This window comes from Rhodococcus sp. 06-1460-1B (assembly GCF_002258475.1).
Lineage (GTDB): Bacteria > Actinomycetota > Actinomycetes > Mycobacteriales > Mycobacteriaceae > Rhodococcoides > Rhodococcoides fascians.
On record NZ_NOYS01000022.1, the window covers coordinates 1 to 23,366 of the forward strand.

Genomic DNA, 23,366 nt, shown 5'->3' on the forward strand with positions numbered 1-23,366 from the left:
GCGTCGACCTGCGCGACGCTGATGGCGAGAGGGCCGGGGTAGCGGAATGTGGCGGAGGTGACGAGCGTGCCGAGCCGGATGGTCGACGTCTCACGAGCCAGGCCGGCCAGGGTGATCCACGCGTCGGTGGGGCCGGGCAACCCGTCGCCGCTCATAGCGAGGTAATGGTCGGATCGGAAGAAGGCACCGTAGCCGAATTGCTCCGCGGCTGTGGCGACCCGGAGGAGGTCGTCGTAGGTGGCGCCCTGTTGCGGTTCGGTGAAGACGCGTAGCTCGACCGAGGAGTGAGAAGTCATGTTTGCCAGGGTAATCAGCTTGGATAAACGACCGCAGACAACTGCTGTGTCAAATCACGATCGATCCACAGCCTTCGTTGGTACTCGATACACCGGCATTCAGTTGTGAGGCCGTGACCTGTGGATAGAAACCGGCACGGGCCCCGATTCTGTGCATCAACCTGTGGATATTGTGGATAACTTTTGTGAGCCAAAGTGACGTAGGTCATAGCTGGGGCCGTCCATCGTCAGGCGGGCACGAGTGGCAGTCGCGATCGCACCCGTGACAAGATCGAGAGGTGTCTCACCCCGAGCAGTCGCCCGCCGTCACCGTAGACCGCCTTCCGGTGCCGTTCCCGGAAGCGGCAGTGCTGCTCGACGTCCGAGAAGACGACGAGTGGCAGGCCGGACATGCACCCGGTGCCGTGCACATCCCGATGGGCGACATTCCGTCCAGAGCAGGCGAAATCGACAACCAGTCCGAGATCTACGTCGTCTGCAAAGCCGGCGGGCGCTCGGCTCGGGTCGTCGAATACCTCAATCGCGTGGGCTACGAGGCCATCAACGTCGAGGGCGGGATGCTCGACTGGCATGCCGCCGGTAGGCCGATCCAGCGCGACGACGATTCGGACGAAGCGAGAATCATCTAGATGTCGGCACCGCAGGGGCGCGCACAGGCGTTCCAGGTCTGCGCCCGCTGCAGCACTCGCTGGGCGGTCGGCGCACGGCCGGGAACGTGGTGCCCCCGCTGCCACGGCGTGCTGCTCTCGCCGGTGTCCGCTCGGGCACCGGCACAGGGCCGCCGCAATTTTCGTTGGATTGCGCGGCCTACGTCGTCGAAGAACAAGGCCGTCGGTCCCGCCCGGGCCGCGGCACCGACCCCCACTCCGCGTTACGACTCGACGCCCACCTGGGGGCTGCGCGACACCCCACGCGACCCCGCAGCACACACGCCCGCCGGGCGCGTCGAGCAGTACGCAGCCAACGCGCAGACGTTCGTCTGGATCACGGCGCTGCTGCTCGGGCTGGCGGCGTTCGCCGAGTTGTTTCGCTACGGAATTCTGCTGTACAACCGCACCCGATTGCTGTCGCCGATCACGCTGGCAATTTCCGATGCGCTGGTCTATTTCGCACAGGTCGGCGCGCTCATCGTCGGTCTGCTCGCGCTGATCACGACGTCCTGCTGGCTGATTCGGCAACGCCGGCTGGCCTACGCATCGGTCGGTGCGACCGAGCCGCGGTCGGTGCGATGGATGCTGCTGCTCTCGATGCTGCCTCTGGTTCGGATCGTCATGCCCGGGGTGTACCTGACGGAGATCGTGCGCCTCCGAGCCGAATCCGACGGCGACGTGTACCGCGAGCTCACCTTGATCCGGATCTGGTGGGCCGTCTGGGCGACGAGCAACGCGCTGGTCGTCGTGCAGGTGCTGTGGAGTCTGCGCAACACACTGCAAGCCCGCGCCGACGGCGTTCTGCTCGCCGCCGTCGTGGCGCTCGTGGCCGCAGTTTCCGCGGTGCTGACGCTGGCCGTCATGCGCCGACTCGAGGGCCGCACCCTGCGCGGTTCGGCGCTGTCTCGTCCCACCCGCTGGGTCATCGCACCCAGCGTCGAGCGAAAGACCACGCAGTCCGAGGCCACGCAGTCCGAGACCAAGCAGGCCGAGGCCGAGACCAAGCAGGCCGAGGCCGAGACCGAGCAGAACGAGACCGATACCGAGCAGACCGGGACCGAGCCGGCCGACGCAGCTCGTGCGGACTCCGGGGCCGAGAAGGACGACCGGGCGGTGGCGGTCTCGTGAGCCCGGACCGACGCGGCCCTTTGGTCGTCGCGCACCGAGGAGCATCTGCGGCGAAGAAGGAACACACGCTCGCGGCCTACGATCTCGCGTTGCGGGAGGGAGCGGACGGCGTCGAATGCGATGTCCGGCTCACGAAGGACGGCCGCATCGTGTGCGTGCACGACCGCCGCGTCGACCGAACCTCGAACGGCACCGGAATCGTCAGCGAGATGACCTTCGACGAGCTCGCCCGGTTGAACTACGGCGATGCTGACGAACCCGCCGAACTTCTGACGCTGCACGACCTGATCGCGCTGATTCTGGATTGGACCAGCAAGCCGGTCAAGCTCTTCATCGAAACCAAGCATCCGGTGCGCTACGGCTCGCTGATCGAGGCCTCGGTGTTGGCCGAGCTGCACCACTACGGCATCGGCGCGCCTGCCTCGGCGGATCATTCGCGGGCGGTCATCATGTCTTTCGCGCCCTCGGCCGTGTGGCGAGTGCGCCGCTCGGCACCGATGCTTCCGACGGTCCTCCTCGGCGACAGCTCGCACTATCTGGGCGGCGGAGCAGCGACGACCGTCGGTGCCACCGCGGTCGGTCCGTCGATCCGGGCGTTGCGAGAGCACCCGACGCTCGTCGATCGAGCAGCCGCGTCGGGCCGTGCCAGTTACGTGTGGACGGTCGACGAGAAGGAGGACGTGGACCTGTGCCGCGAACTCGGTGTCGGGTGGATCGCGACCAACCATCCCGGACGAACGCGCGCCTGGCTGGAATCGAAGAACGTGTAGGTTTTCTGGCGTGGGTAAGAGCAAAAGAAACAGCGGACCGAAGCAGGACAGCAACCGGGCGGCCAAGCTCGCACAGCGTGAGGCCGAGCGCGCCAGCCTCGAGTCGGGGACGACGCGGCCGTTCGAGGGCCTGGCTGCAGAATGCGACCTGGTAGCGCTGCGCGAATTCGTGCCGTCGGCCACCGCCACCGCGCCGATCATCTCCGGCGGCCGCACCGTCACTCTGGCAACGGTATTGCCGGGAGCCGTCGCCGCTCTGGTACGTGAAGAGGCGGGCACTGTAGAAGGATTCGTCGGCCTGCAGGTTCAGACGCAGTCGAAAGACGTTGCAGCAGATATCAGTAGCGCGTTCGGCTGGGTCGCCGCCGCCCCCGCAGGTGAGTCGCTCGAAGCCTCGAAGGTGGACGAGAACACCCCCGCATTGACCGATGTCCTCGACCCGTCCGCACTCCTCGAGATCACCGTGCATCAGGATTTCAATTGGTGGATCCCGGAAAGTGCCACTCCCGCAGCCGATGTGGCCGCAACCGTGGAGCGCGCGAATCAGGCGATCATGCCCTCGGCGCGGATCGAGGCCGACGGTGTCGTCGCAGCATGGTGGGTCGATGCCGGCGACAAGGCGCACATCCGGTGGGTTCGCCCGGAGAGCGAGGACGACGTCATGCTCGCCCTCGCACGGTTGCACGCTGCCGGAGACCTGAATCTCGGTGAGGGCTCGCGTTATGCAGGCTCGTTCCGTACGCACGGGTTGCTGGTGCCGGTGTTCGATCTCGATCCGGAGATGCATCCCACCGAATGGGCTGCTCCGACAAAGGAATTCGGGGAGAAGCTGAACGAGGCTCTTGCCGTCGACGCCCCACTCACGGGAGCGCAGCTGCGTTCGCGCGACGGCCTTCGTGGCCGTCAGGTCACCCTGCGCTGAGCAGTCGAGCCCAACCGAGAGGTGCGGCGGCCCGAAAGTTGGTGCACCGAAACGCACGTCGGGTGGCCGTCGGACAAGGGGCTGCTTGTCCGACGACCACCCATATGAGCGCGAGATCTCTCGCGTTACTCGTCGATGCGTGTCGCGTGAAGCGAAATTACAGCGATCCGCCGGCAACGGTGGGTGCGCCTGCATCGGCGACGACGCTGGTGTTCATCTCGCGGGCAACGAACTGCTCGAGGTCGAACAGGTTGTGGCCGGCGCGGTCTGCGATGTTGAGCAAAGTCTTCATGCTGGCAACTTCCTCGACCTGCTCCTTGAGGAACCACTGCATGAACTGCTCGCCGAGGTAGTCGCCCTCTTCGCGGGCGGTGCTCGCCAGAGCGATGATCTGCTCGGTGACCGTCTCTTCCTGTGCCAGTGCGAGGGCGATGGCCTCACGCGGGTCCGTGAACACGGACTTCGACGCGTCGACACCGGTCAATTCGACGGTGATGTCGCGATCGAGGAAGTACTGGACGATCATCATCGCGTGGTTACGCTCTTCGACCGACTGCGCGTAGAAGTGCTTGGCCAGCTGCGGCAGGTCGACATTCGCGAAGTAGACGGCGGTGGCGATGTATTGCTGCGAGGCGTTGAACTCGTTGCGGATCTGGTCGCGAAGAAGTGCGTGGAACTTGGTGTGGTTCGTTTCTTTGATGTCTGCGCTCATGGTGAGGACAATATGCCTGGTCAGAGGGCATTGTCATCCAAGTCGAGCCTTATTGAGGCGAACGTAGCCTAATACAGTGAATCCTAAATGTCCCCTCTGAGCAGGGCGTTAGTTACGCGCTTCCGGCCTCTTTGGGTGCATTGGTGGCGCGGGTCACCGAGCCGAGCTCGCGTGCCACGTACTGCTCGATGTCGAACAGATCCGAACCTGCTCGCCGCACGATGTTGAGGAGGCTCTGCATCGCGGCTACTTCCTCGACCTGTTCGGTGAGGAACCAGTGCATGAATTGCTCCCCGATGTAATCGCCCTCGGCTCTGGCCGCCTGTGCGAGCGCGGTGACCCGATCGGTGACCGCCACCTCCTGCGCCAGCGCCAACTCCACCGGTTCGGCGACCGAATCGAACGCGGTCACCACGTCGTCGATGCCCGACGCGTCCACCTCGAGTCGGTTGTCGATGAGGAACCGAATCATCATCATGGCGTGCCGACGCTCTTCGGCCGACTGGGCGTAGAAGCGGTGCGCCAACTGCGGAAGATCGTTGCGGTCGAACCAGATCGCGATGGCGACGTACTGCTGCGAGGCGGTGAACTCGTACCGAACCTGGGCGCGCAGTAAATCGTGAAACGAGGTGGTGGGCTCATGCGACGGCAATGTCATGATCCACAACGTACCGGCCGCACGCCCCCGTCAGGGGCCGCCGGTCAGCAGATCTGCCGGAATTTCCCGATCCTGAGCGATGGCGTCGAAGAATGCCGGTGCCCTGGTGTCGTCCCACACGAGGACGTTGCCGACATCGGAGTCCTGGAAGCCGCCGACCGGCACGGTCGTCGTCACCGGCCCACCGCGCATTGCCCAGGCCAACCCGGCCAGGTTCCAGATGTGGTCGCCGTCGTCGACACTCAACGACGACGCGGTATCGGACACCAACGGCCACAGTTTCAAAGGATTGAGGAAAGTGGAAGCGCTGGTTGCCTTGTCGAGCAGAGCGGACATGAAGGCCCGCTGGTTGTTCATCCGGTCGAGGTCGGCCAATGCGGTCGCGCGGGATCGCACGAAGCCGAGTGCCTCGGAACCGTCGAGATCCTGACAGCCCGCGGGAATGTTGATGCCCGCCAACGGATCGTCGATCGCGTTCTGCACACACACGTTGACTCCGCCGACGGCGTCGACGATTCCGGCGAAACCACCGAAGCCGATCTCGGCGTAGTGATCGATGTGTACTCCCGTCGCACCCTCGACCGTCTGCACCAGAAGGGACGGCCCGCCGAATGCGAACGCCGCGTTGAGCTTGTCCTCGCCGTTGCCGGGAATCGGCACGTACGAATCGCGGGGCAGGCTGACCATCGTCGTCGCCCCGCCACCCTCGGGGATGTGGATCATGATGATGGTGTCGGTGCGGCTGGGGCCTACTTCTCCGCCGGTTGCGAGAGATGCTTCCTGCTCCGGCGTCAGGCCGGCTCGTGAATCCGATCCCACGAGAAGCCAATTGGTGCCCGGGGTGTCGCCGATCCTGCCGGGGTACGAGGTCAGGGCGTCGACTCGCGTGAGCGAACTGTCGACGTAGTAGACGATGCCGCCGATGCCCAGAACGAGGACGAGCAGGACGATCAGGAAGCGACGGCCCCAGCGCCGACGCTTGCGCGGCTTCGCAACCTTGGGGGGACGTGAATCACGTTGTGGCCGAGCTGGTTCCGGTCGGCGTAAGGCGCGCTGCGGAGAAGCCGGTGGCTGCCTGCGCTCGTCGACGTACGGTTCCGGCTGTTGGCGCGGTGCGTACCCAGTGCGCCCGGCCTCGTCCTCGGCAGCGCGGGAGTACTGGCGCGTCGAGTTCGGGGGAACGGAACCGGTAGGGCCGGGTTCGGGTGCCTGCGACCACGCCTGTTGCGGTGGGACAGGGGCACCGTGGCGGGGAGCGGCCGGGCGGCCGTCGCGCCTGATGAATTCGGTGCCCTCGGGTGCAGGCCCCGGACGGCGAGGGGTCCCTCGCTCCGCGGGAGGTTCCGGGTTGTACCGACGGGGGTTCGGAACCGGCGGCGGACCGGGTCGGTACTGACGTGGTGGCGGCGGTGGCTGTCCAGGGGCCCCACCGGCGCGCCGAGGCGGGGGAGGGGGCTGCTGGCCGGGTGGTCGACGCGGTGGCGGCGGCTGGCTCGGCGGCGGGGTACGCCGATTGGGCGCGCCGTGCCGTCCGTAGCGATCGTCGTCGTTCACGAATCGACTGTACCCATCAGGGCAACCACGCCAGGTGTTCGCGCAGCAGGGCGTAACCGACGAACGCGACGATGTCGATGAGTGCGTGCGCGATCAGCAGTGGCCACAGCCTCCCGGTGCGCTGCCAGTATCGGCCGAACACCAGGCCCATCAGGAAGTTGCCGACGCCGCCGCCCACCCCCTGATAGAAGTGGTAGCTCCCGCGCAGCAGCGAGGAGCACAGCAAGGACTTGTTCTCGCTCAAGCCGAGTCGGCGCAGTCGAGAGATCAGGTAGGCGACGACGATGATCTCCTCGGCACCGGAGTTGGCCAGCGCATACAGAATCAGGGCGGGCACTCGCCACCAGTGGTCGTCGAGCGCGCTGGGTACGACGTTCAGATTGAATCCCAGGGCGTTGCCGACCAGGTAGAGCGCGAGACCCGGCAGCCCGATGAGTGCCGCCAGCCCGACGCCGTGGCCGAGATCGATCTTCAGGCGCGGTTTCGCAAGTCCGATTGCACGCGGTGCCAGATCTGCTCGCCACAGCAGGTACAGCCCCAATGCTCCCCATGCGCACAGGCGCAGGATGCTCAGCAGCTGGAACAGCAGGTCGATGACGCTGAAACTCGATCGCGAGGAGTTCAGTGCGACCGTCTGATCGGACAGCGCTGCGGTCTGCAGGGCATCCTCGATCAGCGAGAGAATGCTGCTCATGCCACTGAGGCCGAACGTCACCAGCAGCACGATCGCGATCTCGACCTTGATGGTCGTGCGTTCGCGCGCATCGGGCGGTGGAGCGGTGCTCTCCGGCGGCGGTGGCGTCAACCAGTTCCTGAAGTCGATCACGGCACGAGTGTGCCCTGTTGTGCCTCGCGGCGGCGTCAGCCCCGGGCGCGCAGACCGTTGAGGAACGGGCAACCGGCGAGAACCCGGAGGGCCCGGCTCAGGGAGATCGTGTCGTCGACGGGCGCGGCGAAGCCCAACCGGACGTCGTTGTCGCCGCACTCGCCCTCGATACGCAGACGAATGCCGTAGCGGTCGATGCCCAGCGGACGGACGCGTCCCTGCCGCAGCGACGGTGGGAGGCGTCGGGACAGTTGCGCGAGGAGGTCGGGATGATCGGAGTCGAGGTGTTCGAGCCAGCTCGTTTCCATCTCCCAGAACGGATCGGGTTCGGCTGCCAGCAGCGAGTCGACGTCGACCGGCTCGGCTCCGGTGCTGTCCGCCACCACCGCGGAGCCGACGATCAGACGCACCAGGGAGGTGGTGTGGCCGACGTCGAGCAGTGCCGCGTGGGGATGCTCGGCGGCCACCGCGCCGGCCATCGGGCGCATCAGCGATTCCGGCACCGGGCGCAATTCTCCGCGCAGCCACACCAGTGACCGCACCGGTTCGCGCAATGCGAGAGGTGCGTGATCGGTGAGCTCGACGACGGCAGGAACGCCGGCGCGGGAGGACTGCCACCTGATCGCGTCGTCGATGGAATCGGTGGGGACGGCCAGAATCATCTCGCCGTTGGGTCGCAGGTGGTGCAGGGACGTCACGACGGGGTCGCTGCCGTCGATCACGAGAGCTGCGCCCTCGGCGCGCATGCAGGCGCTGCGTACGCGCTCGGCGGTGGACGGTCCGGTGGTGGTGGTTGCGCCGAGCATGGGCTCCTCCGATGCGATCGGTACAGTTGAATGGCCAGTAGGTGAGGCATACCTAAGTAATGTGCCCCTAAGTTAGCCGGATGTGGCGGGTATCGCAAGGGCAAGCTGGGACTACCGTGAAGACGTGCCGATTCCGTTGACCCTCGGTGTGCCGCACCGACCAGATCCGAACGCGCTCGTCGGCGGACTGCTGCAGCCGTTCTGCGCCGATGCGCCGGCCGTGCAGGCCGCTCCACGCGCCGCCGAGTACGGCCCGCCCGTCGTGCTGGCCTCGACCCTGCTGACGCTGCCGCCCACCGAGAACCTCGGGCGCATCGTCGTGCGACTCGACATCGACCCGGACGAGCTCCGGGGCTCGAGCGCAGGCAACTACGAAGCCGTTCGATTCGAGGTCGACGCGGTCCCCGAGCATCTCGCCGACGCGCTCGGGTTGCGACTGCCCTCGCCCCTCGTCGTCTTCCCGGTGTTCGACGCGATCGACGTGGCCGAGACCGCGGAGACCATCGTTGCCGCTCATCGGACCCCCGGCATCGGTGTCGGCGACACGGCGAGGCGTATCGCCGACGTGCTCGCCGTCGGCTCTGGCCGCGCCGAATGTCGACGCTCTGCGCAAGCTCATACCCGAGGCCGCCGAGGCCGTGCGGGAGGTACTGCTGGGGGTCGAGATCGCCGACGCTGTCGCCGCCCACGCCCGGCTGGTCGATGTCGGTTTGATCGCTTCGGGGACGTCGACAACGTAACCTCGAGACGTGCCTCGCATCGCTTACTTCGGCCCATCGGGAACGTTCACGGAGATGGCGCTGGCGCAGTTCGAAACGCTCGGCGCATTCGGCGGGGTCGGCCTGAGCGGGGACGTCCAGAGGGTGTCGGCCGCTAGCCCGCCCGCGGCGCTCGAAGCCGTTCGATCCGGTGCCGCCGACGCCGCAGTGGTTCCCATCGAAAGTTCCATCGAGGGGGCCGTGCCGCCGACGCTCGACGCATTGTCCGAAGGACGGCGATTGCAGATCGTCGCCGAGACCGAGATCGAGGTCGCGTTCACCATCGTCGGCGGGCCCGGTGTCACGCTCGACTCGGCCCGCACGATCAGCGCGTACCCCATCGCCCTCAGCCAGGTCCGGCAGTGGTTGCAGGCCACGATGCCCGACGCCGTCGTGCAGTCTGCGACCTCGAATGCCGGTGCAGCAGAAGATGTTGCCGCCGGCGTGGTCGACGCCGCCGTCTCGACACGGTTGGCCGGGGAGCGATTGTCTCTGCCGACGCTGGCCGACGGCATCATCGACGTCGAGGGTGCGCGCACCCGCTTCGTGCTGGTGACTCCGCCGCAGCCGGTGCCCGCCCGTACCGGTGCCGACCGCACCTCGGTGGTGCTGAAGCCGCCGAACGACCCGGGTACGCTGCCGGCAGCGTTGGCGGAGTTCGGAATTCGCAACATCGATCTGACGTTCATCGAATCACGCCCTACCCGTTCGCAATTGGGCACCTACATGTTCTTCGTCGATTGCGCCGGGCATGTGGACGATCCCCTCGTCGCCGAGGCGCTGACCGCGTTCCATCGGAAGATGCCGCTACGTTTCCTCGGATCATGGCCCACAGCAACGACATCGGGAGGTTCGGTGCCGCAACCGATCGACGAGCACGTGCAGTGGTTGTCCGAAATTCGTTCCGGTCGGGGTGATCTGTGATGGGCAAGCTCATTCTCGTTCGGCACGGGCAGACCGTCTCCAACGTCGCGAAGAAGCTGGACACAGCACCGCCGGGAGCCGAACTCACCGAGCTCGGGCACCGACAAGCCGAGGCGTACGCGCAGACGCGGCTGGGTAATCCCCCCGCCGTGTTGGTCTCGTCGATTGCGTTGCGCGCCAAGCAGACTGCGGGCTACGTCGAGCGCGGCACCGGAGTGCCCCTCGTCGTGACCGACGGTATCCAGGAGACGTTCGCCGGAGAGCTGGAAGATCGAGACGATCCCGAGGCGCACCGACTGTTCACCGAAATCTTCTACCGGTGGCATACCGGAGATCTGGATGCGGCCGCGCCGGGGGGCGAGAGCGGGCGCGCAGTGTTGGCGCGCTACGTCCCGGTGCTCGACGGACTGCGTGGACAGTACCTGGGTGACGACACCGCCGGAGACGTCGTCGTCGTGAGCCACGGAGCCGCAATTCGACTGGTCGCGGCGGCCCTCACCGGTGTCGACGGCACCTTCGCCGCCGACAACCATCTCGACAACACCCAGACAATCGAGCTGTTGCCGCTACCCGACGGTGGCTGGGCATGCGCCAAGTGGGGCACATTCCTGCCGCCGTTCGAGGGCAAGGGCAGCGACAAGGCAGACAACCCGATCAGCTGATCGCTGGATTGCCGATCGCTGGGTTCGTGGTCGCTGGGTTGGTGGTCGCTGGGTCCTTGGCCGACGAGATCAGCTCTGTCAGAGCCGCGGTCACCCGGTGATCCGACGCGCCGGTCAACGAGCTCCACGAACGACCGTCCGCGGCGACAGTGGAGGTGGCGACGATCCGTCCGACGCGGGTGTCGAACAGGGCCACCGGACGCCCGGCCCCGCGTCGAGTCCCGTGCCTGCGGGTCACGGCCGTGATCTCGGTCCTGCCCGCGCACGTGGCCATCGCCGCGGCCAGAGTGAGGGCCCGGTCGTCGGCGATTCCGATGCTGCGCAGACGGGAAGCGGTGCCGCCCACGTCGGACGGTGCCGCGTCCAGTGCCTCGGCCAGCAGGTCGGTGGGCGCGTTGATGCTGCCGGGATCGAACGGCGGTGCCGATCCCAGCGACGAGACGAGATCGCGAGCCGGATCCCCGGCGATGACGCGCAGGGTGACGATGTTCTCTCGCCGTATTGCCGACACCGCGATGGTGTCGTCGGATGCGATGCAGATCCGAGTCACGGGAACGGTGTCGCCCTCGAACTGTCGCGCCGAGACGTACCAGCGGGGTTGTTCCAGGACCCGCATCCACTGGCGAACGTCCTCGTGGACCGCGGTGCCATCCCACAGTCCTGCCGCCGCGAGGGCCTGACGGCCGCGGTCGACAGCACGGTCGCGGGCTTTCGCGTCGTCGAAGCGCGGGAAGACGTCGAGCACAACGGGTAGTTCGGCAATCGACAGCTCGTCGACCAGGAAATCCATCTCGTCGACACCGAGTGCGGCACTCGGCAGTGTGTGGCCCACCGGCACGGTTCCCAAGTCGATCACCGGCCGTTCTCACTGGTGTTGTCGAGGGCTGGGTTGTCGAGGGCTGGGTCGGGCAAGGCTGGGTCTGCTCCGATGACCGACGGTGCCACCGTGCGGCCGTCGGCGAAGTGCTCGAACTGTTTCAGGTATTCCGGGGTGTCGTGTTCGTCGTCGTCCTGCGCCCGTGTGCCCGATGCGGGCGCAGCACCGGCACTGGTTCCGCGCTGAGCGAGGCCACCCTCGGCTGCGGTCGGCGCGCCGACCGTGGCGGCAGGACTGCTCTGTACTGCACCCGTGAGTGCCGATCCACCGCCGAGGGGACTCGACGCCGAAGCGGGCATTCCCGGTCCGCCGCCGATGCTGCCGATGCTTCCGCCCAGTCCGCCGTATGCCACCGGACGGGTGGATGCCGGCCCGACGGCGTGAGGTCCCGAACCACCGGGTGCGAAGGAGTGGCCGATGCCGGATCCGGGTCCACTCGGCGGCGGCGTCGAGACCAGGTTCGATGCCGCGGTGGCCACCGTGGACACGCCTGTTCCGGCGATCGAGGTGGCGGCACTGCCGAGCTGCCCGGCTGCGGCTGCGACGCCTGGGTTCTGCGTCGCGGCCATCAGACCGCCGACCGCAGCCTGAACGGGGGACGTCATCAGCGCACCGTTGGCGAATTTGCCGAGACCACTGCCGGACTCGGACACGATGGCGGGCGCATGATCGAACGTCGTCTTCGCGATCAGGTGCGAGGAGACCAGCTCGAATCCCTCCATGACCATGGCTGCGCGGATGTCGAGCAATCGATCTGCGACCTCGGCTGCCTCGTAACTTCCGTTCAGTGCACCGCCGGTCGACGCAGCCGTCACCTTGGCAGCTTGCACGGCACCGATCTCGACGAGCGACGGCATGGTGGCCAGTGCGACGCCGTACGAGGTTCCCGCGGCGGGGGCTTCGATCGACAGTGCCGCCGCCTTCAGTGCGGTGGCTCCGGTCCACGTGGTGAACCGGGCGAGGGCGGCCTGCGCGAGGAGGGCCGACTCACCCTCCCAGCCCGCGGTCAGGGCTGTCGTGATCGCGGCGATGCTCACCGAGGCCTCGGTGAAGGCCGCGGCCACCGAACCCCAGGCCCCGCCTGCAACATGTAGAGGCACCGGTCCGGGCCCCAACAGTCGCGTCGAATTTCCTGTCGCAGTTCGTGGTAGCCACACCACACCTGTCACACCGAGCGTCATTGTCCAGCCCCCATGATGTTCGAGCCCCCGTGTCGTTTTCGAAACCGCTGCCGGTCGATGAGTGCGTCAGATGCCGGCGAGCCCCGGCAGGCCCCCGGCGGTGTCGTCGTCGGTCGCCAGGTAGTCCGCGGCCTGCTTGCGGAGTTCCTCGGCGGCCCGGTGTAGCTCCGAAATACCCTGTGCTGCGGCCGGTCCGAAGGTATCGGCCGCGGTGGCGAAGAAGCGATCGGTCAAGAGCGACACCTCGTCGGTGCCCGGCGGTAACGGCCGAACAGGAAGAGCCGTGGCAGTGACGGCGGCCTGCAATCGGGCAGCGACCGCATCGAGTTCCGAGGCAGCGAGCTGCAGAGCCACCGGATCGACTTTGATGACGGTCATGAGCACGCTCCCTGCGATCGACGAACTGGGCTGTCGGTAGGTAGGACGCCGCCGTGCCCGGATCGGTTCCATCGATGCCGGAAAGAATTCAGAGAGACTTCTGTGCCACCGAATCCATCGTCCACAGCGAGCCTCGGCGATGGATCGAGGTGCGCGTCAACGGTGCGACGTCGACCCGCCAGAACGAGCTGACCGGTGCTGCCAGCACCAGCACGACCGCGGCCCTGATCACCGCGGGTGCGGTCACGGCCAGCGTGCGGCCCGGCGTCGAACCGACCTCGTCGAGCCACGTCCGGACGCGAGCGAACAACGCCTCCAGAGATTCACCGCCCGGCGGTGTGAATGCCGGGTCGCCGAGCCAGGCCATCGCGTCGGCGTCGGGCAGATCGGTCATCTCGAGACCGGACCACCCGCCGTACGCGACGTCGGCCAACGCGGGTTCGACGGCGACGTCGCTGCCGAAGATGTCGGCAGTGGATCGGGACCGCAGCTCCGGGCCGGACACCACTCGGTCCGCACGCGGAAAGTCGGTCACCTCGGCCAGTGCGCGCACACCGGCCTCGTCGAGTGGCTCGTCGGCAGGAAAGCGGCCCGAGCGCATCGCATCGGTCCTGGCGTGGCTCACCAACGTCAGGCGGGTCGCAGGCGCAGTCACCGCGTCATTGTGGCATCGGACGGTGTTCTTCGAGGACAGTGATTGACACAGAGTCGAACGCGGTGCCACAGTGCGCAGGTAAGACGCGATGTACGCAGGTAATCCGGTGAAAATCCGGAACGGTTGCGCCACTGTGATCGACGTCGGGCAGATGTCCGAATTCGAGAGCCAGAAAACTCGTACATCGCATGGCCGTCCCTTCATCTCCGAAGGGACTACGGGACGCACAATCCCAGGAGGACACCCCCATGGCAATACTTCATGCACCCAGCAACACGACGGAATCGGCGGCCCTCGCCGTCATCGTCGCCGCGACGATACTGCTTGCATTCGTTGTGCTCTACCTCGTCGGATTCGACCAGGGCGCGATCTCGCGCAGTGGCATGTACATGCACGAACTCATGCACGACGGCCGCCACCTGCTGGGCCTGCCATGCCACTGACCGGGACATTCGTTCAGTTGCTGGTGCGAGGTCTGCTCGCCGGTCTCGTCGCGGGACTGCTCGCCGGCGGAGTTGCCTTCGTCATCGGTGAGCCGCACGTCGATTCGGCCATCTCCATCGAAGAAGCAGCAGGCGAGGCACACCACGCCGACTCCGATGCGACTGCTGCGCACTCGCACGGCGACGAGGACGCCCTCGTCAGTCGCGACGGGCAACGCGTCGGACTCTTCCTCGCCACTGGACTCGCCGGACTCGCACTCGGCGCGATCTTCGCGTCGGTACTGCACTATGCCCGACGGTTCAGCTCGCTCCCGGGCTCGATCCTCGCGCTCCTCGGAGCCGGGGTCGGATGGCTGGCAATCGAAGCTGTGCCGTTCTTCAAGTATCCGGCCAACCCACCGGCCGTCGGGGACCCGGAGACGATCACCCAGCGCACCTGGCTGTGGTTGGCGTCGGTAATTCTCGGTCTGCTGGCCGTGGGAGTCGCGATCTACGTGGCGAAGGCGGTGGCGTCGCAGTCGTCGGTGGCGGTTCGCGTCGGTGCTCCGACGGTGGCGTTCCTCGTGACCGTCGGTGTGGCCTACGCACTTCTACCGGGTGTGAACGAAGTGGGTTCGGACTTCCCGGCGACCCTGCTGTGGGAATTCCGACTCTCGTCACTGGCCACGCAGGCAACCCTGTGGCTGGCCCTGGGACTGGGATTCGCGTTCCTCACCGACCGCGCGGTGCGACCTGTTCGCCGAGAGGCAGTTGCGGCTTAACCCTGTTTTGCCCGCCCCCCCAGGTTGGGATCAATGCGCCTTTGTTGCAGTCTGACCGACTGAAACCCACATTGATCCCAACCGGGGGTGGCATTACGGGGGTGGGGGTGGCGATCGGGGGCGAGCGCGATCAGCCGAATCCCAGTTGATGCAGGCGTTCGTCGTCGATGCCGAAGTGATGGCCGATTTCGTGCGCGACGGTGATGGCGATTTCGCGTCGGGCCTCGTGTTCGTCGTCGACCATGTCGAGGATCGGTTTGCGGTAGATCGTGATGACGTCGGGCAAGTGGCCGCTGTATTCGTAGCGTTCGGTCAACGCGATTCCCTCGTACAACCCGAGGATGTCCTCGGTGGGGTGCTCCTCCTCGACGAGGACGACCACGTTGTTCATGAAGTCGGTGAGTTCTCGCGGCAGTGTGTCGAGAGCGTCGGACACCGCTTCTTCGAAATCGACGCGGGTCATGTGCGTGGGGATGTCAGCCTCCGGTGGTGATCGGAGCGGCACCGGGCAGTGGGGTCGGGAGGGCGCGGCCGTCGGGGGCTGCGGGCGGCGGCACGGGCGCGGCACCGTTGATGAGGATGTCGCCCTTCGCGCTGCCGACGATGGTCGCGAATCCGCCGGAGTCGAGTTCCTTGCCCACCGAGCAGGTCACCTGACGGCTGCCGGCGAGCCAGCTCGAGACGTCGATGGTGTCCCAGAACAACGTCAGAGTTTTGTCCCGCAGCGCGTTCTCCGAGCCGAGGTATCCGTTGACGGCGTCGGTGCAGGTCTTCTCCAGATATGCGTCCTGGTCGCCTTCCGACGGATGGCCGCCGGGGAATTGCTGCGTGAGGTTGATCACCGAGGCCACCTCGAACGCGTGGGGAGTCGAGCAGTCCACCGGGTCGGCAGGCACGTTCTGGTTGATTCCGATGCACGTGCCCGTCGGCCACACCTTGGACTGGTCCTGGTCGAGGATCGAGCCGGTCATCTCGAGCAGCGCACCGGTGTTCGACGGCATCTGCACACCGCACCGCAGCGTGCGCTCGCCCTTGGCCCATCCGGCCTGGCTGGGGAACATCAGGCCGACGCCGTAGCGGCCGTTCGGGTCGAACTTGGCACCGACGTAGCCGTCGACGGCGGCGTTGCAGTGCTCGTCGCGCAGTTCACCGAAACGAATTGCTCCCGGATACGGCGCGCCGGGGCCGAATTCCATGCCGGGGTAGACACTCATGTCGATGTCGCGGGCCACCTCGAAGCGGTGGGCGTCGGCACACGGCACTTCGGTGAGGTCCTGACGATCGGTCTCGGGATCGTCGGTGGGCGTCCACTGCAGGCACACGCCCGGGTCGGCGGCACCGAAGGACTTCGCGGACACCGGGCCTGCGGTGGCGGGGCCACTGGCCGTCGAATGCGTGGTGATCTTCTCGGGAGTCGAGAATCCGCCGGACAGGAACACCGTTGCCCCCGCAGCCAGGACTGCACCGACGGCCACCATGGCGAGGCCGCGTCGAGCAGTGGTGGCCGAGAGAGTTCTCCGACTCTCGCTCGTCGTGGGGTCTGGTTCTGTAGCGGACATCGCCCTCCATCATGCCCGAGTATGTTCGGTCGACATGAGCGACCCAACGGGTGACGACGACCTCAGTGAGCTGGCCGGTCGACTGTTCGCAATGGCACGTACCGGTGACGCCGTCGGTCTGGCGAGTTACGTCGACGCCGGAGTTCCGGTGAATCTACACAACGAGTCGGGGGACACCCTGCTGATGTTGGCCGCGTATCACGGCCACGCCGATGCGGTACGGGTGCTGGTCGAACGCGGTGCCGATGTGAACAAGGCCAACGACAAGGGCCAGAGCCCACTCGCGGGCGCTGTGTTCAAAGGCGAGGACGACGTGGTGCGGCTGCTCGTCGACGGCGGAGCCGACCCACACGGCGGCCACCCGTCGGCGATCGACGCAGCCACGATGTTCGGACGCGAGGACTACCTGGGCTTGCTCGGCAAGTAAGGTTTGCTCTCGTGATCGACCTGAAATTGCTTCGCGAGAACCCCGACGCAGTGCGCGCCTCGCAGCGCACCCGAGGCGAGGACCCCGCTCTCGTCGACGCTCTTCTGGACGCCGACGCCTCCCGCCGCGCCGCTGTGTTGGCCGGGGATCAGCTGCGCGCCGAGCAGAAGGCGCTGGGCAAGAAGGTCGGCAAGGCTTCGGCCGAGGACCGTCCCGCGCTGCTGGCCGGGGCATCGGAACTGGCCGCGAAGGTCAAGGCGGCCCAGGCAGCCGAGGCCGAGGCCGACGCAGCTCTCGACACTGCTCACCGGGCGATCTCCAACATCGTCGAGGAGGGAACGCCCGCGGGCGGCGAGGACGACTTCGTGCTGCTCGAGACCGTCGGCGACGTCCCTGAGTTCGACTTCGAGCCCAAGGATCACCTGGAACTCGGCGAGTCGCTGAACCTGATCGACATGGAACGCGGAGCCAAGGTGTCGGGCTCACGCTTCTACTTCATGACCGGCTACGGCGCGTTGCTGCAGCAGGGGCTGCTTCAGCTCGCCGCGCAGAAGGCCGTCAAGAACGGGTTCACCATGATGATCCCGCCGGTTCTCGTGCGGCCGGAGATCATGTCGGGAACCGGCTTCCTCGGCGCACACGCAGACGAGATCTACCGCCTCGAAGCCGACGACCTCTACCTCGTCGGAACCTCCGAAGTTGCTCTCGCGGGCTACCACTCGGGCGAGATCATCGACCTGGCCGACGGCCCCAAGCGCTACGCCGGTTGGTCGTCGTGCTTCCGTCGTGAAGCGGGCAGCTACGGCAAGGACACCCGCGGCATCATCCGCGTCCATCAGTTCGACAAGATCGAGATGTTCTCGTACATCAAGCCCGAGGACGCGGCGGCCGAGCATCGGAAGCTGCTGCAGTACGAGAAGGAAATGCTCGCCGCAGTCGAATTGCCCTACCGCGTCATCGACACCGCAGGCGGAGACCTCGGGTCCTCGGCCGCTCGCAAGTTCGACTGCGAAGCTTGGGTCCCCACGCAGAAGGCATACCGCGAGCTCACCTCGACCTCGAACTGCACGACCTTCCAGGCCCGACGCCTCGGCGTGCGATACCGCGACGAGAACGGCAAGCCTCAGACCGCCGCCACCCTGAACGGCACCCTCGCCACCACGCGGTGGATCGTGGCGATCCTCGAAAACCACCAGCAGGCCGACGGCACCGTCCGAGTTCCCGAGGCCCTCGTGCCTTTCGTCGGGACCGATGTCCTGAAGTAATTCAGGATCAGGCGATGTCGCCGATGCAGTAGCCCTCGCCGCCGATCGCCAGCAGGAACGTGCGATTCTGGTACACCCCCGAGGCGTCGATGATGTCCGCATTGACCTGCGTGTAGACGCCGTTCTGAGCCGTCACGAACACACTGTCGGGATCGAACGAGGTGATGCTCGGCAGAATTGCCGGGTTCTCGGCCAGAGGTGGGGAAGTAGGAGACCCGGTGCCGTTCGGATCCCACGTGCCGCGGCTGTCGCACACCAGCGGGTAGCTCTCTTCGACGTCGCCCCGATTGACGGGGATACCGGCGATGCGTCCCAGATAGCGATCGACGGTGTAGACCGCGTCCGTCGCGTCGAACACCGGCGTCGTGCCGGCGGGATAGACGGTAGGGCAGGCGTAGCCCGACGCGATCTCGCTGCGCTTGATGGCGACCGTTGCCGCGGGTCCGGTCCACGTCACCGCGTACTGACCGTCGACCGCGGGAGCCGCCACCGCTGCGAGGATGGCGCCGGTGTCGAAGTACATCGTCGGAATGTCGGTCGGCGGCACAGTCCAGCACCTCGCGGTGACGACACCTATTCCGCCGCCGGTGAGATCGTTGACGAACGGCCGTAGCGCCGCGGCGGCCGCAGGATTTCCGGGGGCTTCGCCGACGGGCGGACCCGGTGGGATGGGCGGCGGTGCCGGGGTGGTGGCCGAGGGCTCTGGGGTGCTCGGCTCGGCGGCATTCGCGGACTCGGCGGTGGACTCGGCACTGCTGCTGGACGGGGCTGCGTCCTGATCGGATGGGATCCCGACCGCGGAATCGCAGGCACCGACCAGCGCAATCATCGCTATCAGCGGCAGCGCGGTTCGGCAGACTCGGCTGCGCCGCGGTGAAGCCGCTCTGTTCTTCACGTGAATTCTCTCCCCCGTAGCTTCTCGAACTGCGCACGACCCGACCGCGCTCCTGGCCGGACCTTTCTCCGACCCCGTCCACCGACTACGCTAACCGACTGTGGAACCCGTCTACCGATCAGTCATCGGCATCGCTCGCACAGTGTTCGCGTTCGAGGGCCTGAAGTTCGAGGTCGAGGGCGAGGACCACATCCCTGCTACCGGTGGAGCGGTCATCGCCGTCAACCACACCGGATACATGGATTTCACCTACGCCGGGTTGCCGCCGCGGCGAGTGAAGCGCTACATCCGGTTCATGGCCAAGAAGGAAGTCTTCGACAACAAGATCTCCGGCCCCATCATGCGCGCACTCAAGCACATCCCCGTCGACCGCGGTGCCGGTGCGCAGTCGTACAAGGCGGCCGTCGACAGTCTGCGTAAGGGCGAACTCGTCGGCGTGTATCCCGAAGCCACCATCAGCCGGAGCTTCGAGATCAAGGAATTCAAGTCCGGTGCAGCGCGGATGGCCATCGAGGCCGGCGTCCCCATCATCCCGACGGTCATCTGGGGTGCGCAGCGAGTGTGGACCAAGGGCTACCCGAAGCGACTGGGCCGCACCAACACTCCGATCTCCATTGCCGTCGGTGAACCGATTGCGCCGGTCGGGCCGCCGAACGAACTGACCGACAAGCTGCGGTCGGTCATGCAGAAGATGCTGCTCGAGCTTCAGGAGGGCTACCACCACGAGCCCGGCGCGTACTGGGTTCCGGCCCGACTCGGTGGCAGTGCCCCCACCCTGGAGGAAGCCGACAAGCTCGACGCCCAGGATCTGGCGGCACGCGCGGCCAAGCGCGTCGAGTAGTCGGCGGGCATGAACCTCCGCGGTGAACGGGTCGTGTTGCGGCCGATCACCGCTGAGGACCTGCCGGAGCTACGCCGAATACTGCACACCCCCGAGGTGCATGCGCGGTGGGGTGACGAGGACGCCGACGAGAACTGGCCGTTCGACAACCCTGAAGAGAACCGCCTCGTTGTCGAATTGGGGTCCGCTACAGTAGGTTTGATCCAGTACGGTGAAGAGACCGACCCGATGTATCGGCATGCGTCGATTGATATCTTTCTCGATCCGGCGGTGCACGGTCGCGGTATCGGAAAGGACGCGGTAGGCACACTGGTGCGTTACCTGACAGTCGATCTCGGTCATCACCGCCTGGTGATCGATCCCGCCGCCGACAACGCAGTAGCGATAGCCTGTTACAGCGCAGTCGGTTTCGAGCCGGTCGGGATCATGCGCAAGTACGAGAAGGGACCGGACGGCTGGCACGACAGTCTGCTGATGGACTTTATTGTCGAGTAGCTGACATGTTCGGGATTTCAGGTGTTCACGCGTTCAGGGGGAGAGTCAGCCGGAATCGCGCGCCCGAAGGCCCTGCGAGGCAGACGAGTTCGCCGCCGTGGGCGCGTGCCAGTGTTCGAGCGATCGACAGCCCCAGCCCGACGCCGCCGGACGCTCGGTCACGGGCGGAGTTCAGCCTGACGAGCCGTTCGAAGATGCGCTCACGGTCTGCCTCCGCGACACCCGGTCCTTCGTCGTCCACGGTGATGAATGCGTGGGTGTCCCTGCCGACGGCTACCCGAATCGTGCCGCCGGACGGGGTGAAACGACCGGCATTGTCGAGCACGTTCGACAGGATCTGTTCGATGCGTCCGACGTCGATGTGAACCGGAATCGGTTGCGCGGCATCGACATCGAACCGAATATTCGGCATGAGTAGAGCTGCTCGCTCCACTGTGCGGCGGGTGATGTCGGCGAGGTCGGTATCGGTGGCGTCGAGATCCGACGTGTTCTCCGCACGGACGGAATCGAGCATGTCGCCCACCAAGCGTGACGCCCTGCTCGATTCCCCGACCAGCAGCTCGCTCCAGCGCGCGACTCGATCGGGGCGATGTTCGGCATCGCGCTGCAGCGACTGCGCCAACGCCGAGATCCCGGCGACGGGAGTGCGCAGCTCGTGTGCGGCGTCGGCCAGAAAGCGCCGCATGTCCTCCTCGGCGAGGCGGGCTGTGCGCGCCGCTGCTGCCTCGCGGCGCTCGGCGTCCTCGAGGGCGTCGAGCATCTCGTCCACGGCCGAGGCAGTACGGCCGAGGTCGGTGTTCGGTTTGGTGGGAAGCAGACGTCTACCCCTGTCGCCATTGGTGATTCGGCGCGCGACCGATGTCATCGAGTCCAGCGGGGACAGTGCTCGCCGCACGGCAAAGGTCAGCGCAGCGGCGGCCAGTAGCAGCGTCACAGCACCCGCTCCCAGCATGAGGATGCGCAGTTGTCGCCGAACGTCGGCGATGGTGGTGGTATCGCCGAGGAGAGACAGCGTCGAACCGTCGGGCAACGGTTCGGTGATCTCGAACGAATCGGACCGGGGCGCAGGAGGATCGGGCGGACCAGGGAGACTGGGAGTTCGCGACTGGCCCGCAGGCGGAGCCGGGGTGGCAGGCCGGATGTCCGGGCCAGGCGGTCCGTTGCCGGGAGCGCCGTACACCGTGCCGTCCGCAGCCGTGACCCGAACTCGGATGGCGTCGCCCTGCAGGGCCTGCACCAGATCCCCGGGCCCGACGCCGCTCTCCACGAGCTCGACAGCCCGAGTGGCCCGGTCCGACAACCGCGCCTCCAGATCACGCCGAAGCTGTTGACCCAGAACGACATCCACCGACGATCCGACAATCACCAGCAGTGCCGCGAACAACACGACGACGGTGGCGACCACCCGCATCCGAAGCGACGGGGTCGGCGTCCGCTTCACTGCGGAGCCCGCAATGCATAACCCAAGCCGCGGACGGTATGGATCAACCGCGGCCCATGCGCTTCCATCTTGCGACGCAACGCACTGATGTGAACTTCCACCAGGTTACCGTCGTACGCGCCGTAGCCCCAGACCGATTCCAGGATAGAGGTTTTGGAGACGGTACGTCCGCGTTGTGCGACGAGGAACGTGGCCAAGCGGAGCTCCGTCGCCGTCAGATCGAGAACCTGACCTGCCCGAGTGACCACTCCGGCGGGCTCGTCGACCAGTAGATCACCGACCTGGACCGCGTCGGACGAACGACCGCGACGCCGCAGCACGGATTTTGCGCGGGCGACCACCTCGTCGAGTTGGAAGGGCTTGACCACGTAGTCGTCAGCGCCGTCGCCCAGGCCCCGCAACCGGTCGGCCAGCTGATCTTTCGCGGTGACCATGATGATGCCTGCGTCGCTGCTCTGCCGGACGACGTCGATGAGATCGAACCCGTCCCGTGCACCGGGCAGCATGACGTCGAGGATCACGACATCGGGACGGAAGCCTGCCATCGTGGTCTCGAAGTCGTCGCCGTCGGGTAGGGACACGGCGGTGAAACCCGCGTCCTCGAACGCCGCTACGAGCGCTTCCCTGATGGGTAGCGAATCCTCCACCACCATCACCCGGGGAGCGGAACTGTATGTCATGCCTCGATTGTCACCCACCAGCTGAAGTGATCCTGAAGATCCGCTCGGCTTCAGGGTGACTTCAGCTAGCGGCGGCAGTGTCGGTGACAGACCGAAACGAACGACGCAGTCCGAACAAGGAGTGAACGTGAACGATCAGACCCAACCGATTCCCGCCGCATCGAACCCCGAGCCCACCCCGAGCGCCCAGGCAACTCGGGAGAGCAAGCCCAAGCGGTGGACGGGACGGGTACCGCTGGCCGCGACCGCAGCAGCGGGACTTGCCATCGGAGCCCTGGTGACCGCGGCTGTGTTCGCAGCCACCGGACCCGACGCCTCGCCTGGCGTGTCGACCGTGGCGTCGTCGTCTGCCCTCGGACAGCGAACCGATGGCGGCGGCGGGTCGGACGTGCCTGCTGTACCGGCAAGCCCCGAGGCGACGGATTCCGGCGACGGATCTACGGTCCCCGCGGTTCCGACGCCACCGGGACCCGCGGACGGAACAACTCCGGCCGTGCCGGATAACGGCGCAACGCCGCCTGCCCCGCCCGCGGGTGGTCCGGGCAAGGGCGGACCGGCCGATGGTGGTCCGGGTAAGGGTGGGCCGGGCGCAGGTGGCCCGGGAGCGGTGTGCGCACCAGAAGACGGAGCGACGCCGCCCGCGCCGCCGGCACCGGCCGATGGCACAACTCCGCCCGCGCTGCCGGCACCCGCTGACGGTGCGACGCCTCCCGCACCGCCGGCAGCGCCGTCCGGTTCCTGAACGCAAGCTCGGTCGGTCCCCGCACCGGATCGGTGCGGGGACCGGTGCGGGTGGAGGCGC

General features: G+C 66.6%; 30 protein-coding genes. 14 read left to right on the top strand and 16 right to left on the bottom strand.

Going from position 1 to position 23,366, the window contains the following annotated elements:
- On the bottom strand, positions 1 to 296 hold a 296-nt coding region (locus tag CH268_RS11400), incomplete at its 3' end, for an LLM class flavin-dependent oxidoreductase (RefSeq protein WP_141215132.1).
- A gap of 278 nt (positions 297 to 574) precedes the next feature.
- Here CH268_RS11400 and CH268_RS11405 point away from each other — a divergent pair.
- From CH268_RS11405 to CH268_RS11420, 4 genes are read left to right on the top strand one after another with little or no spacing between them, the layout of a single operon-like run.
- The gene (locus CH268_RS11405) at positions 575 to 925 is read left to right on the top strand and encodes a rhodanese-like domain-containing protein (RefSeq protein ID WP_027494854.1); all 351 of its coding nucleotides are present in this window, start codon (positions 575 to 577) and stop codon (positions 923 to 925) included.
- On the top strand, positions 926 to 2,074 hold the full coding sequence (locus CH268_RS11410) for a DUF4328 domain-containing protein (RefSeq protein ID WP_094664126.1): 1,149 nt from the start codon (positions 926 to 928) through the stop codon (positions 2,072 to 2,074).
- Positions 2,071 to 2,844 (top strand): glycerophosphodiester phosphodiesterase, encoded by a 774-nt coding sequence (locus tag CH268_RS11415; protein WP_094664128.1) that lies wholly within the window; start codon positions 2,071 to 2,073, stop codon positions 2,842 to 2,844. The genes CH268_RS11410 and CH268_RS11415 overlap by 4 nt, the downstream gene beginning before the upstream one ends.
- Positions 2,845 to 2,854: 10 nt before the next feature.
- Entirely contained in the window at positions 2,855 to 3,766 is a 912-nt protein-coding gene (locus CH268_RS11420; RefSeq protein WP_176457920.1) for a DUF5926 family protein, read from the top strand.
- Between the two features lie 157 nt (positions 3,767 to 3,923).
- On the opposite strand, the gene CH268_RS11425 is transcribed toward CH268_RS11420, so the two are convergent.
- From CH268_RS11425 to CH268_RS28205, 6 genes are all read right to left on the bottom strand, one after another.
- Positions 3,924 to 4,478, bottom strand: a complete 555-nt coding sequence (locus CH268_RS11425; RefSeq protein WP_027494851.1) for a ferritin — start codon at positions 4,476 to 4,478, stop codon at positions 3,924 to 3,926.
- Between the two features lie 112 nt (positions 4,479 to 4,590).
- Positions 4,591 to 5,136: a ferritin gene (locus CH268_RS11430; protein WP_032371710.1), complete on the bottom strand. Its 546-nt coding sequence runs from the start codon at positions 5,134 to 5,136 to the stop codon at positions 4,591 to 4,593.
- A 30-nt stretch (positions 5,137 to 5,166) separates the two neighbouring features.
- A complete protein-coding gene (locus CH268_RS11435; RefSeq protein WP_255182371.1) occupies positions 5,167 to 6,417 on the bottom strand; it encodes an LCP family protein in 1,251 nt (416 codons plus the stop codon).
- Positions 6,418 to 6,706: 289 nt separating this feature from the next.
- A complete protein-coding gene (locus CH268_RS11440; protein WP_063216283.1) occupies positions 6,707 to 7,516 on the bottom strand; it encodes a CPBP family intramembrane glutamic endopeptidase in 810 nt (269 codons plus the stop codon).
- 35 nt (positions 7,517 to 7,551) lie between these two features.
- Positions 7,552 to 8,322: a DUF2470 domain-containing protein gene (locus CH268_RS11445; protein ID WP_032383014.1), complete on the bottom strand. Its 771-nt coding sequence runs from the start codon at positions 8,320 to 8,322 to the stop codon at positions 7,552 to 7,554.
- A gap of 67 nt (positions 8,323 to 8,389) precedes the next feature.
- Positions 8,390 to 8,839: a hypothetical protein gene (locus tag CH268_RS28205; protein WP_255182361.1), complete on the bottom strand. Its 450-nt coding sequence runs from the start codon at positions 8,837 to 8,839 to the stop codon at positions 8,390 to 8,392.
- Between CH268_RS28205 and CH268_RS28210 the strand changes: the two genes are divergently transcribed.
- Genes CH268_RS28210 through CH268_RS11460 form a run of 3 tightly spaced genes read left to right on the top strand, consistent with a single transcriptional unit; the run spans position 8,829 to position 10,666 of the window.
- Complete coding sequence (locus CH268_RS28210; protein WP_255182362.1) at positions 8,829 to 9,062, top strand: hypothetical protein; 234 nt, start codon at positions 8,829 to 8,831, stop codon at positions 9,060 to 9,062. The genes CH268_RS28205 and CH268_RS28210 overlap by 11 nt on opposite strands.
- A 9-nt stretch (positions 9,063 to 9,071) precedes the next feature.
- Entirely contained in the window at positions 9,072 to 10,004 is a 933-nt protein-coding gene (pheA, locus tag CH268_RS11455) for a prephenate dehydratase (protein WP_032385342.1), read from the top strand.
- Complete coding sequence (locus CH268_RS11460) at positions 10,001 to 10,666, top strand: histidine phosphatase family protein (RefSeq protein ID WP_094664130.1); 666 nt, start codon at positions 10,001 to 10,003, stop codon at positions 10,664 to 10,666. The genes pheA and CH268_RS11460 overlap by 4 nt, the downstream gene beginning before the upstream one ends.
- On the opposite strand, the gene CH268_RS11465 is transcribed toward CH268_RS11460, so the two are convergent.
- From CH268_RS11465 to CH268_RS11480, 4 genes are all read right to left on the bottom strand, one after another.
- Positions 10,659 to 11,522, bottom strand: a complete 864-nt coding sequence (locus CH268_RS11465) for an ESX secretion-associated protein EspG (RefSeq protein ID WP_094664132.1) — start codon at positions 11,520 to 11,522, stop codon at positions 10,659 to 10,661. The genes CH268_RS11460 and CH268_RS11465 overlap by 8 nt on opposite strands.
- Complete coding sequence (locus CH268_RS11470) at positions 11,519 to 12,724, bottom strand: PPE domain-containing protein (protein WP_094664134.1); 1,206 nt, start codon at positions 12,722 to 12,724, stop codon at positions 11,519 to 11,521. The genes CH268_RS11465 and CH268_RS11470 overlap by 4 nt, the downstream gene beginning before the upstream one ends.
- A 66-nt stretch (positions 12,725 to 12,790) precedes the next feature.
- Complete coding sequence (locus CH268_RS11475) at positions 12,791 to 13,102, bottom strand: PE family protein (protein ID WP_027494842.1); 312 nt, start codon at positions 13,100 to 13,102, stop codon at positions 12,791 to 12,793.
- Between the two features lie 88 nt (positions 13,103 to 13,190).
- Positions 13,191 to 13,757, bottom strand: coding sequence for a histidine phosphatase family protein (locus CH268_RS11480; RefSeq protein ID WP_255182363.1), 567 nt, complete (start codon positions 13,755 to 13,757; stop codon positions 13,191 to 13,193).
- A gap of 248 nt (positions 13,758 to 14,005) precedes the next feature.
- Here CH268_RS11480 and CH268_RS11485 point away from each other — a divergent pair, with 248 nt between their 5' ends.
- Both CH268_RS11485 and CH268_RS11490 read left to right on the top strand, forming a co-directional pair.
- Positions 14,006 to 14,200, top strand: a complete 195-nt coding sequence (locus CH268_RS11485) for a CbtB domain-containing protein (RefSeq protein ID WP_027494840.1) — start codon at positions 14,006 to 14,008, stop codon at positions 14,198 to 14,200.
- Positions 14,191 to 14,961 (top strand): CbtA family protein, encoded by a 771-nt coding sequence (locus CH268_RS11490; protein WP_094664136.1) that lies wholly within the window; start codon positions 14,191 to 14,193, stop codon positions 14,959 to 14,961. The genes CH268_RS11485 and CH268_RS11490 overlap by 10 nt, the downstream gene beginning before the upstream one ends.
- Positions 14,962 to 15,091: 130 nt before the next feature.
- On the opposite strand, the gene CH268_RS11495 is transcribed toward CH268_RS11490, so the two are convergent.
- On the bottom strand, positions 15,092 to 15,424 hold the full coding sequence (locus CH268_RS11495) for a metallopeptidase family protein (RefSeq protein ID WP_027494838.1): 333 nt from the start codon (positions 15,422 to 15,424) through the stop codon (positions 15,092 to 15,094).
- Positions 15,425 to 15,437: 13 nt separating this feature from the next.
- Positions 15,438 to 16,520: a septum formation family protein gene (locus CH268_RS11500; RefSeq protein ID WP_094664138.1), complete on the bottom strand. Its 1,083-nt coding sequence runs from the start codon at positions 16,518 to 16,520 to the stop codon at positions 15,438 to 15,440.
- 34 nt (positions 16,521 to 16,554) lie between these two features.
- On the opposite strand from CH268_RS11500, the gene CH268_RS11505 reads away from it, so the two are divergent.
- Together CH268_RS11505 and serS are read left to right on the top strand one after the other, a co-directional pair.
- Positions 16,555 to 16,947, top strand: coding sequence for an ankyrin repeat domain-containing protein (locus CH268_RS11505; RefSeq protein WP_094664140.1), 393 nt, complete (start codon positions 16,555 to 16,557; stop codon positions 16,945 to 16,947).
- Between the two features lie 11 nt (positions 16,948 to 16,958).
- Positions 16,959 to 18,212, top strand: coding sequence for a serine--tRNA ligase (gene serS / locus CH268_RS11510; RefSeq protein ID WP_032371704.1), 1,254 nt, complete (start codon positions 16,959 to 16,961; stop codon positions 18,210 to 18,212).
- Positions 18,213 to 18,219: 7 nt separating this feature from the next.
- Here serS and CH268_RS11515 read toward each other — a convergent pair whose 3' ends face one another.
- Positions 18,220 to 19,107, bottom strand: a complete 888-nt coding sequence (locus CH268_RS11515) for a hypothetical protein (protein WP_141215133.1) — start codon at positions 19,105 to 19,107, stop codon at positions 18,220 to 18,222.
- A 100-nt stretch (positions 19,108 to 19,207) separates the two neighbouring features.
- Between CH268_RS11515 and CH268_RS11520 the strand changes: the two genes are divergently transcribed.
- A complete protein-coding gene (locus tag CH268_RS11520; RefSeq protein WP_032371702.1) occupies positions 19,208 to 19,948 on the top strand; it encodes a lysophospholipid acyltransferase family protein in 741 nt (246 codons plus the stop codon).
- Positions 19,949 to 19,957: 9 nt separating this feature from the next.
- Positions 19,958 to 20,443, top strand: coding sequence for a GNAT family N-acetyltransferase (locus CH268_RS11525; protein WP_032391171.1), 486 nt, complete (start codon positions 19,958 to 19,960; stop codon positions 20,441 to 20,443).
- Between the two features lie 25 nt (positions 20,444 to 20,468).
- Here the strand turns inward: CH268_RS11525 and CH268_RS11530 are convergent, their stop codons facing one another.
- Positions 20,469 to 21,884, bottom strand: a complete 1,416-nt coding sequence (locus CH268_RS11530; RefSeq protein WP_255182364.1) for a sensor histidine kinase — start codon at positions 21,882 to 21,884, stop codon at positions 20,469 to 20,471.
- Positions 21,881 to 22,564, bottom strand: a complete 684-nt coding sequence (locus tag CH268_RS11535) for a response regulator transcription factor (protein ID WP_072691980.1) — start codon at positions 22,562 to 22,564, stop codon at positions 21,881 to 21,883. The genes CH268_RS11530 and CH268_RS11535 overlap by 4 nt, the downstream gene beginning before the upstream one ends.
- A gap of 127 nt (positions 22,565 to 22,691) precedes the next feature.
- Between CH268_RS11535 and CH268_RS11540 the strand changes: the two genes are divergently transcribed.
- Positions 22,692 to 23,306, top strand: a complete 615-nt coding sequence (locus CH268_RS11540; RefSeq protein ID WP_141215134.1) for a hypothetical protein — start codon at positions 22,692 to 22,694, stop codon at positions 23,304 to 23,306.
- Positions 23,307 to 23,366: the final 60 nt, after the last annotated feature.

Excerpts from the sequence above, each read along its gene's own strand:
- CH268_RS11410 (WP_094664126.1), top strand. The coding sequence starts at position 926 with ATGTCGGCACCGCAGGGGCGCGCACAGGCGTTCCAGGTCTGCGCCCGC.
- CH268_RS11425 (WP_027494851.1), bottom strand. The coding sequence starts at position 4,478 with ATGAGCGCAGACATCAAAGAAACGAACCACACCAAGTTCCACGCACTT.
- CH268_RS11430 (WP_032371710.1), bottom strand. The coding sequence starts at position 5,136 with ATGACATTGCCGTCGCATGAGCCCACCACCTCGTTTCACGATTTACTG.
- CH268_RS11445 (WP_032383014.1), bottom strand. The coding sequence starts at position 8,322 with ATGCTCGGCGCAACCACCACCACCGGACCGTCCACCGCCGAGCGCGTA.
- CH268_RS28205 (WP_255182361.1), bottom strand. The coding sequence starts at position 8,839 with ATGAGCGGCAACGATGGTCTCCGCGGTCTCGGCCACGTCGATCGCGTC.
- CH268_RS11470 (WP_094664134.1), bottom strand. The coding sequence starts at position 12,724 with ATGACGCTCGGTGTGACAGGTGTGGTGTGGCTACCACGAACTGCGACA.
- CH268_RS11475 (WP_027494842.1), bottom strand. The coding sequence starts at position 13,102 with ATGACCGTCATCAAAGTCGATCCGGTGGCTCTGCAGCTCGCTGCCTCG.
- CH268_RS11485 (WP_027494840.1), top strand. The coding sequence starts at position 14,006 with ATGGCAATACTTCATGCACCCAGCAACACGACGGAATCGGCGGCCCTC.
- CH268_RS11490 (WP_094664136.1), top strand. The coding sequence starts at position 14,191 with ATGCCACTGACCGGGACATTCGTTCAGTTGCTGGTGCGAGGTCTGCTC.
- CH268_RS11495 (WP_027494838.1), bottom strand. The coding sequence starts at position 15,424 with ATGACCCGCGTCGATTTCGAAGAAGCGGTGTCCGACGCTCTCGACACA.
- CH268_RS11500 (WP_094664138.1), bottom strand. The coding sequence starts at position 16,520 with ATGTCCGCTACAGAACCAGACCCCACGACGAGCGAGAGTCGGAGAACT.
- CH268_RS11505 (WP_094664140.1), top strand. The coding sequence starts at position 16,555 with ATGAGCGACCCAACGGGTGACGACGACCTCAGTGAGCTGGCCGGTCGA.
- CH268_RS11525 (WP_032391171.1), top strand. The coding sequence starts at position 19,958 with ATGAACCTCCGCGGTGAACGGGTCGTGTTGCGGCCGATCACCGCTGAG.
- CH268_RS11535 (WP_072691980.1), bottom strand. The coding sequence starts at position 22,564 with ATGACATACAGTTCCGCTCCCCGGGTGATGGTGGTGGAGGATTCGCTA.